The organism is Corallococcus sp. BB11-1 (assembly GCF_026626625.1).
In the GTDB taxonomy this organism is placed as follows: domain Bacteria; phylum Myxococcota; class Myxococcia; order Myxococcales; family Myxococcaceae; genus Corallococcus; species Corallococcus soli.
On record NZ_JAPNJY010000028.1, the window covers coordinates 262141 to 275502 of the forward strand.

The 13362-nt window shown below is 69.2% G+C and carries 12 protein-coding genes; 5 read left to right on the forward strand and 7 right to left on the reverse strand.

Going from position 1 to position 13362, the window contains the following annotated elements:
- Window positions 1–12 precede the first annotated feature (12 nt).
- Both trxA and OV207_RS22620 read right to left on the reverse strand, forming a co-directional pair.
- Complete coding sequence (gene trxA / locus OV207_RS22615; protein WP_267557174.1) at window positions 13–345, reverse strand: thioredoxin; 333 nt, start codon at window positions 343–345, stop codon at window positions 13–15.
- A 123-nt stretch (window positions 346–468) separates the two neighbouring features.
- Entirely contained in the window at window positions 469–1380 is a 912-nt protein-coding gene (locus OV207_RS22620) for a LysR family transcriptional regulator (protein WP_420715255.1), read from the reverse strand.
- Window positions 1381–1652: 272 nt separating this feature from the next.
- On the opposite strand from OV207_RS22620, the gene OV207_RS22625 reads away from it, so the two are divergent.
- The 3 genes from OV207_RS22625 to OV207_RS22635 are packed head-to-tail and all read left to right on the forward strand — an operon-like array spanning window position 1653 to window position 7945.
- Entirely contained in the window at window positions 1653–3617 is a 1965-nt protein-coding gene (locus tag OV207_RS22625; RefSeq protein WP_267557175.1) for a LodA/GoxA family CTQ-dependent oxidase, read from the forward strand.
- A complete protein-coding gene (locus tag OV207_RS22630; protein WP_267557176.1) occupies window positions 3614–4738 on the forward strand; it encodes a tryptophan 7-halogenase in 1125 nt (374 codons plus the stop codon). The genes OV207_RS22625 and OV207_RS22630 overlap by 4 nt, the downstream gene beginning before the upstream one ends.
- 36 nt (window positions 4739–4774) lie before the next feature.
- A complete protein-coding gene (locus OV207_RS22635) occupies window positions 4775–7945 on the forward strand; it encodes a hypothetical protein (RefSeq protein ID WP_267557177.1) in 3171 nt (1056 codons plus the stop codon).
- A 185-nt stretch (window positions 7946–8130) separates the two neighbouring features.
- On the opposite strand, the gene OV207_RS22640 is transcribed toward OV207_RS22635, so the two are convergent.
- Window positions 8131–9126 carry a hypothetical protein gene (locus OV207_RS22640; protein ID WP_267557178.1) on the reverse strand — a complete coding sequence of 332 codons (996 nt, stop codon included), beginning with the start codon at window positions 9124–9126 and terminating at the stop codon, window positions 8131–8133.
- 306 nt (window positions 9127–9432) lie between these two features.
- Between OV207_RS22640 and OV207_RS22645 the strand changes: the two genes are divergently transcribed.
- Window positions 9433–9873: a CBS domain-containing protein gene (locus OV207_RS22645; RefSeq protein WP_193428198.1), complete on the forward strand. Its 441-nt coding sequence runs from the start codon at window positions 9433–9435 to the stop codon at window positions 9871–9873.
- A gap of 133 nt (window positions 9874–10006) precedes the next feature.
- Here the strand turns inward: OV207_RS22645 and OV207_RS22650 are convergent, their stop codons facing one another.
- Both OV207_RS22650 and OV207_RS22655 read right to left on the reverse strand, forming a co-directional pair.
- Entirely contained in the window at window positions 10007–10210 is a 204-nt protein-coding gene (locus OV207_RS22650) for a hypothetical protein (protein WP_267557179.1), read from the reverse strand.
- 153 nt (window positions 10211–10363) lie between these two features.
- Window positions 10364–11299 carry a bestrophin family protein gene (locus OV207_RS22655; protein ID WP_193428197.1) on the reverse strand — a complete coding sequence of 312 codons (936 nt, stop codon included), beginning with the start codon at window positions 11297–11299 and terminating at the stop codon, window positions 10364–10366.
- Between the two features lie 320 nt (window positions 11300–11619).
- Between OV207_RS22655 and OV207_RS22660 the strand changes: the two genes are divergently transcribed.
- Window positions 11620–11931 (forward strand): hypothetical protein, encoded by a 312-nt coding sequence (locus OV207_RS22660; RefSeq protein WP_193428196.1) that lies wholly within the window; start codon window positions 11620–11622, stop codon window positions 11929–11931.
- A gap of 118 nt (window positions 11932–12049) precedes the next feature.
- Here the strand turns inward: OV207_RS22660 and OV207_RS22665 are convergent, their stop codons facing one another.
- The gene (locus OV207_RS22665; protein WP_193428195.1) at window positions 12050–12796 is read right to left on the reverse strand and encodes an NADPH-dependent F420 reductase; all 747 of its coding nucleotides are present in this window, start codon (window positions 12794–12796) and stop codon (window positions 12050–12052) included.
- A 30-nt stretch (window positions 12797–12826) separates the two neighbouring features.
- Window positions 12827–13258: a MarR family winged helix-turn-helix transcriptional regulator gene (locus tag OV207_RS22670; protein WP_267557180.1), complete on the reverse strand. Its 432-nt coding sequence runs from the start codon at window positions 13256–13258 to the stop codon at window positions 12827–12829.
- Window positions 13259–13362 lie beyond the last annotated feature (104 nt).

A 13362-nucleotide genomic window follows, 5' to 3' on the forward strand; every position in this document is an offset into this window, starting at 1 on the left:
CCAACTCTGATTCTAGGCGGTGAGCACCTGGCGCACGGCCTCCTCCAGCTTGGGCCGGGCCAGCGCGCCGACAATCTGCCTCACCACCTTGCCGCCCTTGAAGAACAGCAGCGTGGGCATCGCGCGGACGCCGTACTGCCCTGGCGTCATCGGGTGGTCATCGACGTTGAGCTTGGCCACCTTCATCCGCCCCTGGTACTCGGAGGCCAGCGAATCGATGACCGGGGCGAGGACCCGGCAGGGCGGGCACCACGTGGCCGTGAAGTCCACCAGCACCGGCTCCGTCGCCTCCAGCACCTCGCGCTTGAACTCCGCGTCTCCCAGCTCGATGACGTACCCAGCCATGTCCCATCCTCCGTGAAGGGCGCGCCCGCGTGGGGCACGCCCGGGGTGCACGGCAGGATGTAGTCGCGGGCAGGGCGCGGGACGAGGCTCCCGCGCGAAACGCACTGTTCCGCCAGGAGCCCTCTAGCCCTCCTCCCACGGGAGCGCCGCGCTGCGCTCGGACAGCAACGCCAGGAAGGCGCGGACCTTGAGGGGGAGCTGCCGGCTGCTCGGGTAGACGGCGAAGATGGGGAGGCCGGGGGGCGTGTCGGACGCGAGCACCGGGACGAGCAGGCCCGCGCGCACGTCGTCCGCCACCAGTGAGGCTGGCAGCCTCACGATGCCCAACCCCGCGCGCGCCGCCGCTTGACCCGCGCGCACGCTCGGCACGCGCAGGCGCCCCGTCACCGGCACCGTGCGCGCCGTCCTTGCCTCCCCGAAGAACCACACCTCGTCGGTGCCGGGCTCGGCCAGCAGGACGCACTCGTGGGCCCGCAGCTCCTCCGGGGACTGGGGCGTCCCGTGGCGGCTGAGGTAGGCGGGGCTCGCATAACAGCCCGTGCGCACCCGCCCCAGCTTGCGCGCCACCAGCGACGAGTCCGCCAGCGGCCCGGTGCGCAGCGCCAGGTCGTACTCCTCCGCGACCAGGTCCACGTGCGTCTGCGCGAGCGACACCTCCACGCGCAGCCGGGGCTGGCGCAGCAGCAGCTCGGCGATGACGGGCGTGAGCAGCTCGCCCAGCAGGGACAGCGTGGCGATGCGCAGGGTGCCCTGGGGCGTGCCCCGCGACTCGCTGAGCGCCGCGTTCACCTCGCGGGCCTCGGCGACGAGCCGCGCGCAGTGCGCGTGGTACTCGCGGCCCGCCTCGGTCAGCCGCAGCCGCCGCGTGTTGCGCTCGAGCAGCCGCGAGCCCAGGCGCTCCTCCAGGGCGGCCAGCCGGCGGCTCACCGTCGACTTGCGCAGGCCCAGGCGCTCCGCCGCGGACGTGATGCCGCCCGTCGTCACCACCTCCGTGAAGAGGAGCATGTCATCCAGCAGCGGGGGACTCGTGGCCACGGGGCAAGCCTATGCCTGGGAACGGCCCTTGGGCATGGGATATCGCGAGCGAGGCCCTGGGATTGGGCTCCGGAGCGGAGGCGCCTGGCGAGGAGCCCGTCAAAGGCTGACGTGTCAGCCCTTGCCCCTTGACCTGTCAGCCCCCGCGCTGACGTGTCAGGACTGACAGGAGGTGCCCGCAAACCCGCGCACTTCCTCAAGTCCAGTCTTCAACTGGAAGGCCTGTGAATTGCAGAACTCCCCGCCAATACCGGAGGAGGGCTGCAATGGGCATGAGCTACAGGATCCACCCGGCGATCGGGGTGGCCCGCGTTGGGGACAGCGAGGACTACTACCTGGGGCCGGAGACGGCCAAGGGGCTGCCCCAGGAGCGGACCGGCGGGGACGTGACCCGCTTCCGCGACGTGCACGGCGGCATCCGTCGGCAGGCGGCCCGGTTCCAGATCCACACGTTCGACCCCTCCAACCCCACCGCCCCGGGCAAGCGCATCCAGCCGGGCGTCGACGGGGTGGTGGACATCGAGTGGACCGTCCACGTCGCGAACAAGAAGGCGGCCTGGTACGAGTTCCAGCAGCAGCTGGGCGCGGACGGCACGTATGACGCCACGCACCCGCTGCGCAACCCGCGCACGAAGGACGCGGCGGGGCGCAACGCGCTCATCATCGACCCGGGGCCCCGCACCGTGGCCTGCCGGGGCAACAACCAGCACCCGCCGCGCGCGGAGTTCTCCAAGGACGACCCCCAGGGCCGGAGCTATCCCCAGACGTTCCCCGCGACGGGCCTCCTCCCCGACAACAATGACATCACCACGTTGGGGAGCGCCATCGCGGATGACCAGGGCTACCTCTACACGGTGGGCGGCCATGGGCACTCCGGCACGACGGCCTTGTGGAACCTCTCCAACGGCTTGATTGACAACATCCTGTCGGATGACCCGACGCTCAGCGCCACGATGATCCGGTGCGTCGGCGAACTCAGGCCGGTGGCGGACCAGTGCTATCCGACGTGGGACGCGCTCTCCGACGCCATGAAGGCGGAGCTGAGGAAGGACCCGCTCAACTGCCCGGACGACGTCGACGCGACCGTCGCCTTCATGAAGGGGCAGGCCACCATTCAGCCGCGCCTGGACACCTACGCCAACAACAACTTCTGGTGGGACGACACGTCGGACGGTCCCGTCACCGCGACGGTCATCCTCCAGGGAGGCGCGCGGGTGGAGGTGGTGTCTCCAGCGTGGATGATGGTGGCCCCACCGGCCTATGCGCCCCAGTTGCTCAACATGGTCACGCTGTACGACACGCTGCGCGACACCTTCATCACCCAGCGCGACCTGGAGCCGGAGTTCTGCAAGGGCGGGACGTTCAACGACGGCTACAAACCGAACTTCCAGGCGGACATCCTGCCCATCCTCCAGCGCCCGAATGACTACCGCTGGACCGCGCGCGTCAACGACCAGGGGGCGGACGCGCACGCGGAGCTCCCCCGGCAGCAGACCGCCAACCACAACTTCATGAAGTACGTGCGCGACCCGAACTCCCCCAATGACTATCCGGGCCGCATGCCGAAGATGGCGGGAGACAACCCGCTCACGGACCAGGACACCCGGCTGTTCCTGACGCTCACGCGGACGCAGTACTTCTTCCTGAGCCAGTTCAGCAAGGGCCTCTACGACGACACCCCCAGCACGGCCACGCCCACCCCGGGGCAGCTGTTGGACAGGGGCGTGCTGGAGAACTGCGTGGGCGGGCCCTTCTGTCCGGGCATCGAGATGACCTGGATCGCCCGCGACGCGAACTTCTTCATGGAGCCGTTCCGCTTCAAGCACCGCGCGCTCGCCGGCCCGGGCCTGCGCTGGGACACCAACCCCCATGATGGCCAGGGCCTGGAGCCGGGGGATGCCACCAAGTACATGGCCCTGCCGTGGCAGGCGGACTTCAACGAGTGCTCCCAGCAGGTCGTGCAGAACACGTCCCTGTGGTGGTGGCCGTCGCAGCGGCCCTACGAGGTGCGCTACCTGGGCCCGAACCAGGAATGGCAGCAGGGCTACTGGACGCGTCCCTTCGACATCAACTTCGAAAAGGACGAGGACATGGTCGACAAATGGAAGGGATTGGGCTTCATCCTCGCCCGCAAGGACGCCCAGCCGGCGGACCAGGGTCCCTCCAGCGCGGAGGATCCGGCGCCGCTCTACATCGAGGTGGAGCGCCTGCTGCTGCCGGACGGTAGCCTGCCGTGAGCGACACCCACTGCGACGTCGCCGTCCTCGGGGGAGGGCCGGCCGGCGCGGGGGTGGCGCTCGCCCTGCGTGCCCAGACGCGGCTGTCCGTCACGCTGGTGGAGCGCACCACCCATGACGCCCCCCGCATTGGAGAGACGCTGCCCCCCGACGCCCGGCTGCCCCTGGCGAGGCTGGGCGTGTGGGGCGGCTTCCTGCGCGACGGGCACCTGCCGTCGCGCGGGACGGCGTCCTGCTGGGGCTCCGCCACGGTGGGCTACCACGACACGCTGATGTCTCCCTTCGGGTCGGCCTGGCACCTGGACCGCTCCCGCTTCGACGCGAGCCTGTGCGCCCAGGTCGCGGAGCGCGGGGGCTCCGTGCGCACCGGCACCACCGTGGAGGGGTGTGAGGCTTTGGGCCCGGAGGGCTTCCGGCTGCGCCTGTCGCATCCGGTGGAAGGCCCCACCACGCTGTGGGTGCGCTTCGTGGTGGACGCGACCGGGTGGAAGGCCGCCTTCGCCACGTCCCAGGGCGCGCGGCGGCAGGTGGTGGACCGCTGCTTCGCCCTCTACGGCGACTTCCGCCTGCGGCAGGGCGCGGCCTTCAGCACGCAGGCGCTGGTGGAATCCCGCCCGGAGGGCTGGTGGTACTCCGCGCTGCTGCCCGGAGGGCGGGTCGTCGTCGGGCTGATGGGCGACGGGGAGTCCCTGCGCGGCGTGCGGGGGCAGGAGACCTGGCTGTCATTGCTGGCCCGCACCACCGCCACCCGCGAGCGGCTGGAGGCGTGTGACTTCAGCGGCGAGCCCCCGCGCGCGGTGCCTGCCGCCGTGGCCTGCCTGGACCGTGTCCACGCGGAGCACTGGCTCGCGGTGGGCGACGCGGCGTGTGCCTTTGATTCGCTGTCGTCCCAGGGCATCTCCAAGGCGCTCGGCTCCGCGCTGCTGGCGGCCGAGTCGCTGGAGCAGCACCTGCGGGGCCGTGCGGACGCGCTCGGGGCCTATGCGGCCCGGGTGCGTCAGGGCTTCGTGGAGCACCTGCGGACGCGGGACCACTACTACCGGGAGGAGCGGCGGTGGCCTGACGCCCCTTTCTGGCGCAACCGGCGCAAGGCATTGGCCTCCGGCGCCCTGGCCGCGTGACGGCCGCTTCTTGCTCACCCCAACCGGGATCAATCCATGAAGACAAATCGTCAGCGATATCTCCTGCTCGCGCTGGGAGGCGCGAGCGCCCTGACCGTGGCGGTGGCCCTGGTCGGACAGCGGGGAGGGGACTCCCAGGAGACGGGGTCCACCCGCCCCCCGCCCCTCCGCGAGGATGCGAGCGGGGTCCAGATGACCTCCGTGCCCACGCCGGGCACCGTGCCCACGCCGTACCCCGTCTTCCCCCACGGCAACAAGCTGACCCAGCCGCTGGACGAGGATGACATCCAGGCCCAGCAGTTCCTCGCCTTCTATGGCAAGCAGGGCGGCGTCACCTTCCCCGCGCTGACGAAGGCCTCGCTCCAGGGGCTGCCCAACCGGACCCTGGACATCGCGCACAACGGGCTGGACCTGGGCAGCCAGCGGTTCAATACCTCGCTGGTGTGTCAGTCCTGCCATGACGCGGACTGGCTGGCCAACAGCGACATCACCCGGCCTCCCGACGCCCCGAAAACCTACCAGCCCCTGCCCACCATGGCCTTCTGGCAGATGCCCACCGTGGACACGTTCTGGAACGCCAATACGCAGCCGTCCTTCCTGGACCCCGACGCGCCCCTGCCGCTCGCGGCCAACTGGTCTCCGTTCGGTGACTGGAGCGCGTCCGTGAAGGCGCTGGCGGGCCGCGACCCCATCTTCCTCGCGCAGGTGGAGACCACGCGGAAGCTGTCGCCCCACCAGCCCACCACGGTGGACAACCTCTGCCTGCGCTGCCACTCCCCGCTGGGGCAGCGCCAGGCGCAAAGCCAGCACAAGCCCTTCACGCACGACCTGCTCTACGCGACGCCCGCCAACTCCACGCAGGACCCGGAGCGGGCGGTGCTGGGCGCGCTGGGCCGCGACGGCGTCTCATGCAGCGCGTGCCACTCCGTGGCGCCCACCAGCGGGCAGCCCTGGAACGGCACGGACTACACGGCCTTCTACGGCACCCAGGAGGGCACCATCTTCGGTGACGACGTGGCGTCCCGCCTCAAGCAGCGCGACGAAACCGTGCAGCCGCCGCCGTTCCCGTTCACGTCGTCCATGAACCTGCGCCCGGGCACCATCGTGGGCCCGGACACGCGCCTGAAGAAGCAGCCCATGGCCGCCGCGGGCCTCAGCCTGGAGACGGCCGCCACGGTGGGCGGACACAGCTACCTGCGCGACTCCATGGTCTGCGGCTCGTGCCACGTCGTCATCCTGCCCAAGGTGCCCACGAACTACCGGCCCTCCATGCCCATCGCGGAGGCGGAGGCCCAGGGCGTCTACAAGCGCCCCGCGAGCTGCGCGCAGGGCCAGACGACCTTCAGCCCCACCGGCGACTTCCTGACCGACCCGTGCGTGGAGCTGGCCTACGAGCAGACGACCTACTTCGAGTGGCTCAACAGCGGCTATGCCCAGTCCACCTCCACCTGCATGACGTGCCACATGCAGATCACCTCGCCCGACTCGCCGTTCGACGGCAGCGTGAAGGTGGCGCAGCAGAACCCGGACCTGGCGGCCTTCTACCGCGACAACACAGCGCTGCCGCCCCGGCAGTACAACCGCCACACGCTCCTGGGCATCAACCTGTTCGTCCATGAGATGTTCCAGCAGTTCCCGGACGTGCTGGGCCTGGACTTCTATGCGCAGCCGGACTCGCGCGTGCCGCCGTACCTCCAGAGCCCGGAGATCCTCGCGCGCACGCCCAACCTCGTCACCAACCCGGGCGCGGAAGACGGCCCGAAGGCCGACGGCTGGGTGCCGGACTCCGGCGCGACGGTCACGGTGGTGACCCAGCAGCAGGGGATGGCCCAGCAGGCCATCCGTCCCAGCCACGGCGCGCAGTTCTTCCAGCTGAGTGGCGGCGCGGCGCTGACCGTGGACGTGTCCTCGTACCAGGACCTCATCGACCGGGCGGCGGGGGCGGCGACCGTCCAGTGGGGCGCCACGGTGTACTGCGATGGCGTCGCGCCGTGCGGCACGCTCTCCTTGCAGCAGCAGGCAGGGCAGGGGGCCTGGACGAACACGGCCGGCGCCACCCCGGTGACGGCCACCCAGCAGCGCTGGCTGTCCGTGCATGCCGCGAGCCCCACGCCGATTCCCGCGGGGACCCGCGCGCTGCGGCTCGCGTTCCAACCCGGCCGCGCGCTAAGCGTGGACGACGTGTTCCTCGCGCTGAAGTTCCCGGACGGCTCCGTGAAGCCGCTCACGGACGGCAAGCGCGACTACACCTTCGCGAAGAACCTGCTCAACGCCGAGCAGTCCATCCTGGACCTGGCGGTGAACACCTCACAGGGCGTGTTTGATCCGACGCAGCCCGCGGTCCTGGTCTCCCTGGGCCAGTACAAGGAGGACAGCGGCCTGTTGAGCGTGCCCGTCACCGTCACCAGCAACGTGGGCCACAAGTTCCCCAGCGGCGCGGGCTTCCGCCGGGCCTTCCTCCAGTTCGAGGTGCGGGACGCCGCCGACAAGGTGCTGTGGGCGTCCGGTCAGCCCAACCCCCTGGGCGTCATCTGCAACGGCGTCTGCAAGTCGGATGACAGCGCGCTGCTGGCGAGCGAGTTCACCACCGACACGTCCCAGCTCCAGCCGAACCACCAGGTCATCACCCGGCAGGACCAGGCGCAGGTCTATGAATTGCGCGCGGTGGATGACATGAACCGCCTCACGAGCCTGGAGCTCCAGCAGTTCAAGGAGGTGAAGGACAACCGCCTGCTGCCGGAGGGCTGGACTGCCCCGGCGCAGCGCAAGTCGGACGAGATGCTGCTCGGCCTGAACCTCAAGCAGCTCGCGAGCCTCACCGAGCCGTTCAGCCTCGTGCTCGGGCCCAACGACACGAGCGTGTCGGGGGACCCGGACTTCAACACGTCGCCCGCGAAGGGCGTGGACCAGCTCGTCTACCAGGTGCCGCTTTCGGCGGTGAGCGGGTGGAAGAGCATCCGGGTGCGGATGAACTACCAGACCATCCCGCCCTTCTACCTGAACGCACGCTTCCGGGACTCGCTGCGGGATGACAAGGGCCAGCCCTCCCAGCCAGGGCCCGCGGTGCAGCGGCTCATCTACATGACCAGCCACCTGAACACGAAGACGTCGCTGAAGTACCCGGCGCAGGGGCAGGACGGGCAGCAGGTGGACCTCATGGACAACTGGTCCATGGTGTTGAGCGAAGCCCGCATGACGAAGAACTAGGCTCGGCGGCTGGGTTTGAACCTGGCGGCCATCGGAGGGCGGGCTTCAAGCCCGCCTCCGGTGGCCGCTTCGTCGTTTCCCGGTGGTGCTGGCCGGGGCGGGGACATGCGAAGAGCGGCCACCGGTGACGGTCTGACGACCCGTCCCGATGACCGCTCCCGGGTGCTTCGCGAGCAGCGGGCCGCTCAGCGGCCGATGGTGGCGTGCGAGCCGAGCACGATGCCGCGCTGGGCGCTCATCCTCCGCGCCAGCTCCGGCGACGCGCCCAGCTCCTGGGGCGAGCGCAGCTGGTGGAAGAACCGGCTGCTCTGGTCGAAGTAGGCAATGGGCTTGAGCCGGATCTGGAAGCCCGGCTGGGGCTGGGTGCCATTGGCCCAGTACGAGTAGGTGATGTTCGTGGTGTAGTTGGCGGGCACGCTGCAGGTGACGGACGTGTTCCAGCTGCCGTTGTTCTGCGGCACGGTCGTCTTCTCCAGGACGATGAGCGGGGAGGGGCCCGGGGTCCCCGCGGAGAAGGCGACGCTGGCCCCGCCGGGCACGTTGGTGCACTCGAGCTGGAAGATGATGCTTCCTGCCTCGGTCCCCTGGGAGTACTCCACGGTCGTGTTGAAGGTGGGGGTGTTGGCGTCCACGAGCGCGACGTTGCGCCAGCCGAAGCCCGGGTTGTTGAGGATGAACTCCGTCAGGTCGGTGTAGCTGCCCACCACCGGCACGGGGTTGTCGTGCTTGGGGGTGGAGACCCGGCTGATGAGGCAGTAGTGGTCACCGCTGATGGAGTTCGGCGCCCAGACGAAGGGGTTGTCCGTCACGGCGATGTCGCCCGCGCGGGGGGCCTGGAGGAAGACCTCGGTCTGGTTGTCGCTGGTCTTGAGCGCGTTGTCCTTCCACTTGTTCGGGTAGAGCAACAGGCTGGCAGGCGTGTAGTACAGCGACACCTTGCCGCTCTCCGCGCCGCTGGAGAGGTTCTTGGTGCGCAGGTAGATGTAGTTCTGCCCGCCGGTCACCAGGTTCTGGCCCACGTCCTGGTTGTAGTTGCTGGAGAAGAAGGCCTGCGGGTCGTTGGTGGGGTAGATGCCGGAAGGGATGATGTCCGGCGACTCGTAGGCCAGCGGGGGCGAAGGAAGCTGGCCGTAGTCCGACAGGTTGGAGCGGAAGAACAGATCGTCATACATGGTGGTCATGGGCGTTCCTCGTCGAAGGGGGACATCCGCGGCAGGGAAATCCCGGGCGGACGCAGGAACGTCACTGCACCCCCCGCGCCAATGACTCGCACCGCCGAACCTGCCGGAAATCCATGGCAGGCCCCCGTCCCGCCGCTGGCCTGACGCATCAGGAGCGATTCCTGACGTGTCATGCCCGCGCGCCGTGGGTGCCCAAGGGCCCCTGCATGCCCTGGGCCCGGGGAATGGACAGACACGCATGCCGGCCGGCGGCGTGGTGCCCACGCTGAAGGAGAAGCGGGTTCATCCCCCCGCGGGAGAGACGCCATGGCGATGCAACGAGTGAGTGAAGTGATGACCCCGGACGTGGAGACCCTCCGCCCGTCCGACTCCTTGAAGGTGGCCGCGATCAAGATGCGCGACCTAGACGTAGGCCCCATGCCCGTCTGCGACGGCGACGAGCTGGTGGGAATCGTCACCGACCGGGACATCGTGGTGCGCGCGGTGGCGCAGGGCCTGGACATGGAGGGGACCCAGGTGGCCCAGGCCATGACGCGCGGCGTGGACTACGTCTTCGAAGACGACGACGTCACCCAGGCGGCCGAGAAGATGAGGGCCTCGAAGATCCGCCGCATCCTGGTGTTGAACCAGGACAAGCGGCTGGTGGGCATCCTCGCCCTGGGAGACATCGCGGAGGAGCTGGACGCGCAGGAGAGTGGCAGGACGCTCGGCGCCATCTCCGCGGACTCCGCGCCGGCACCGCATTGAGCTGCCCCGGCTCCAGGGGGAGCGGGCGTGCTCCTCCCTCAGGGAGGGGGGCCCGCGACTTCCGGTACCACGCGGCGCGTCGACAGGATTCGACGCGCCGCATGATGATTCACGGAAGGCTCACGACGGGAGTTCAGAAGCAGGTGCAGGCGGCGTTGACACACTTGCCAAACCGAGCGCCCTTGGCCTGACAGCTCTGGCTGCACTCCACGGGATTGCACTCCACCTGCGATGCTTGCGCCGGGGTGGAAAATGCCAGCGTGAGTCCGAACGACATGGACGCGCCCGTGAGCATGGCGAGCAACACACGACCGGCCTTCTTGACGGAGAGATTCATCTCAAGCCTACCTTTCGGGGTGAAGTGACAGGGGACTTCGATGTTTCGTTCGTGTTTCCGGCTCGCAGCATAGTCACCGGGAACGCCCCTGAAAAGCCGTAAGCCCCGCCAGGCCTCGGATGTCTTATGTGTGTTTGCGTGGGCCTCGCGCTCCTAGGGGAGGATGAAGTTCTCGGAGCGCAGCGGTTCGGGTTGGGGCTCTCCCAGCGCTTCCAGCAGGTTGATCTCCGCCGTGCGCGTCATCGCGAGCAGGGGCAGGTCATTGGGCGCGGTGCCGAAGGGCTCCTCCAGCTCGTCGCTCAAGCGGTCCAGCCCGAAGAAGGTGTAGGCGATCATCGCTGAGAGCACGGGCGTGAACCACCCCATCGCCTCCGCGAGCCCGAAAGGCAGCAGCAGGCAGAAGAGGTACGCGGTGCGGTGCAGGAGCACGGTGTAGGCGAAGGGCAGCGGGGTGAAGCGGATGCGCTCGCAGGCGGTGAACACACTCATCAGGGCGTGCACCCGCTCGTTCAGCGCACCCCAGGTGATGTCGGTGAGCCGGCCCTCGCGAAGCAGCGTGGCCAGCTCGCGCTGATGCTCGCGCAGCAGCGCGTTCGGGCGGTTCCCGCTGGCCAGCACGCGCGAAAGCTCGGGCTCCTCCAGGAAGCGGGAGAGGTCCTCCCGCGCGTCGTATCCGCGCAGGTGCGCGGCGAGCGCGTGCGCGAAGGCGATGTTGCGGTGCACGAGCCTCCGCGCCGCCTGCTGCCCCGCGACGGGCTGTTCGGCGCGCCCGTCGTCCAGCAGCGCGATGGCCGCGTGGGTCAACGCGCGCACCTCGATGATGAGCGCGCCCCACTGCTTGCGCGCCTCCCACCAGCGGTCGTAGCAGGCGTTGTTCCGGAACCCGAGGAAGATGGAGAGCGCGATGCCGAGCAGCGACAGGGGCGCGGGGGAGGTGACCCGCAGCCGCAGGTAGCCCTGCTCGAACGTGAAGACGACGAGGCAGGCGAGCCCCGCGATGCCCAGGATGTGGGGCAGGACGCGCGGCAGGATGGTGCCTCGCACGACGAAGAGGAGGCGGAAGAAGCCAGGGCGGGGGCGGACGATCACGAGGCGCCCCTCGTGCTCCAAATCCATGGGCGTCGCAAGGGCGGCGTGCGCTCCCTGGTGGGCGACCGCGCACCCGCTTCCGGGCCCCGTGGAGCGGCACCGGGCTTCAAGGCCCGCCGCGTGGCCGGAAGGCGCCCTGGGGGACCCGGGCCGTCCGGTGTGGGCCAGCGGTTCCTGCTGCCCTTGGCGCCTTCGCCTTGAGAGGCGGGTGAAGAAAAGGCTGTCCGGGTTGAAGCGCTGCGCGTCCCCTGCCTGCCAGCTCAGGGGGCGCGCGTCCTCGCCGCGCGGACGGTCCCCAGGCCCATGCCTAGCGTGAGTGCATGTCCCGGCTCTTCTATTCGCGGCGAGCGGAGCGGCAGCTCCAGCGGCTTCCGGGCGAGGTGCGCCTCCACCTGGAGACCCATCTGGAGAACTTCGCGCTCCTGTTGCGAAGCGCGGTGTCGCTGGAGCCCGTCCTGTCCCGGATGAAGCGCGTCGACGACGGCTTCGTCACGACGGTGGAGGGCCTCCGGGTTTCGTTCGCCCTCGACAGCGTGCTGCGCGTCCTCCTGGTCCACTGCATCATGCCGGTCGAACCGGGGGAGTTCGTCACGGAGGAGGAGGGGAGTCAGGACCCCCTGTCCGCTTCCTAGCGCGTGTCCGCGAAAGAGGTCGAGGCGCCCGGCGTCGAGGAGGCGTGGGCCGGGGAGAGAGGATCCGCGCGCGCGGATCCTCTTGCGCGAGACGCATCGCGGAGGACGGCACCAGGGCTCACATGTACAGCGCACGACTCAGGCGGACGCCGTATTCCGCGTCTGGGTTCGTCGTGCCGTCTCCCAGCCGTTCCATGAAGGCCGCAACAGCCAGGTCGCGCCGCTTCGGCAGTCGCGCGCGCTCTGCCGCGGCAAGGGCGCTCGCCATCTGCTCGCGGGTGAGGTCCGTGCCGTAGCACGGCGCGCCAGGCTGCTGCCGCCACGACTCCGCAAGCGTCCCCGCGTCGAAGGCGTCGAACCCGGTGTCGTCGACGAGCGCCATTCCCACCTTGCGTTCTCTCTCGCTATTCCCTGCAACGGGAAGCGCGATGCGGTCCGGGCTCCCTGGGGCCCTGGCCTTCTTCGCGAAGGAGTCGGAGCCGATGGAGTTCCATGCCTTCACGACCGGCCGGCCCAGCTGCTCGGCCACCCACAGGCTCTCGACCTGACCGGCTTCGATTGCGTCGATCCTGCTGTCGCGCGCCGGGTAGTAGTTCGAGGTGTCGATGACGACCGTCTCGGCGGGGACGCTGGCGATGAGCGGCGCGATCCCGGCAAGACGGTTGAGGGGAATCGAGAGGATCACGACGTCAACGTTCGCGACGGCTTCCGCCGCCGTGACCGCGCGCCCGCCGTGTTCCAGCACGTCGGCTCCGATCGTCTCCGGGCCACGGGAGTTGGCTACCTTCACGTCATGTCCGGCCGCACTCAGCCTTCGAACCAGGGTCTTCCCGATGTGGCCGGTCCCCAGGATGCCAATCTTCATATTTGAATCTCCCTGTTGTTCTTGAAGCCTTCATTCGTCGGCCGGGTGGGCGAGCGCTTCGAGCGCGCGACGGAGGTCGTCCAGGCGCTGGTCGGTGAGCTGGCATGCCGACTTGATCTTGTCCGTGATGCCCCGGACCTCGGCTGCAAGGCCGCGGCCATGGGCTGTCAGGTCGACCAGCACGCGGCGTTCGTCGGTGCGGTCGCGGGTGCGCGCTACGAAGCCGGCGCTCTCAAGCCGCTTGACCAGTGGCGTGATGGTGCCCGTGTCCATGCCAAGGCGGGTGCCAAGTTCTCCAACGGCCAGGGGCGCGCCATTCAGCAGCTCAAGGATCACGAGATACTGGGGAAAGGTCAGGCCCAGCGGCTCAAGGAAGGGCTTGTGTAGACGCGCCATCCGGTTCGCCGCTCCATAGAGCGCGAAGGAGAGTTGTGTGCCGACGGTTCGCTGTTTCGGAGCCATTGTTCTCTAGTGCTCTAATATCTAGTGCACTAGATAATTTCGGAGTGGGGGGCTGTCAAGAGGTGGGGCCCGGCGAAGTCATTCCGGATGAACCGGATGCTAGG

What these genes read in the sequence shown, in the direction of transcription:
- OV207_RS22635 (WP_267557177.1), top strand. Translation starts at nt 4,775, where the DNA reads ATGAAGACAAATCGTCAGCGATATCTCCTGCTCGCGCTGGGAGGCGCG.
- OV207_RS22645 (WP_193428198.1), top strand. Translation starts at nt 9,433, where the DNA reads ATGGCGATGCAACGAGTGAGTGAAGTGATGACCCCGGACGTGGAGACC.
- OV207_RS22650 (WP_267557179.1), bottom strand. Translation starts at nt 10,210, where the DNA reads ATGAATCTCTCCGTCAAGAAGGCCGGTCGTGTGTTGCTCGCCATGCTC.
- OV207_RS22625 (WP_267557175.1), top strand. Translation starts at nt 1,653, where the DNA reads ATGAGCTACAGGATCCACCCGGCGATCGGGGTGGCCCGCGTTGGGGAC.
- OV207_RS22670 (WP_267557180.1), bottom strand. Translation starts at nt 13,258, where the DNA reads ATGGCTCCGAAACAGCGAACCGTCGGCACACAACTCTCCTTCGCGCTC.
- trxA (WP_267557174.1), bottom strand. Translation starts at nt 345, where the DNA reads ATGGCTGGGTACGTCATCGAGCTGGGAGACGCGGAGTTCAAGCGCGAG.
- OV207_RS22665 (WP_193428195.1), bottom strand. Translation starts at nt 12,796, where the DNA reads ATGAAGATTGGCATCCTGGGGACCGGCCACATCGGGAAGACCCTGGTT.
- OV207_RS22640 (WP_267557178.1), bottom strand. Translation starts at nt 9,126, where the DNA reads ATGACCACCATGTATGACGATCTGTTCTTCCGCTCCAACCTGTCGGAC.
- OV207_RS22660 (WP_193428196.1), top strand. Translation starts at nt 11,620, where the DNA reads ATGTCCCGGCTCTTCTATTCGCGGCGAGCGGAGCGGCAGCTCCAGCGG.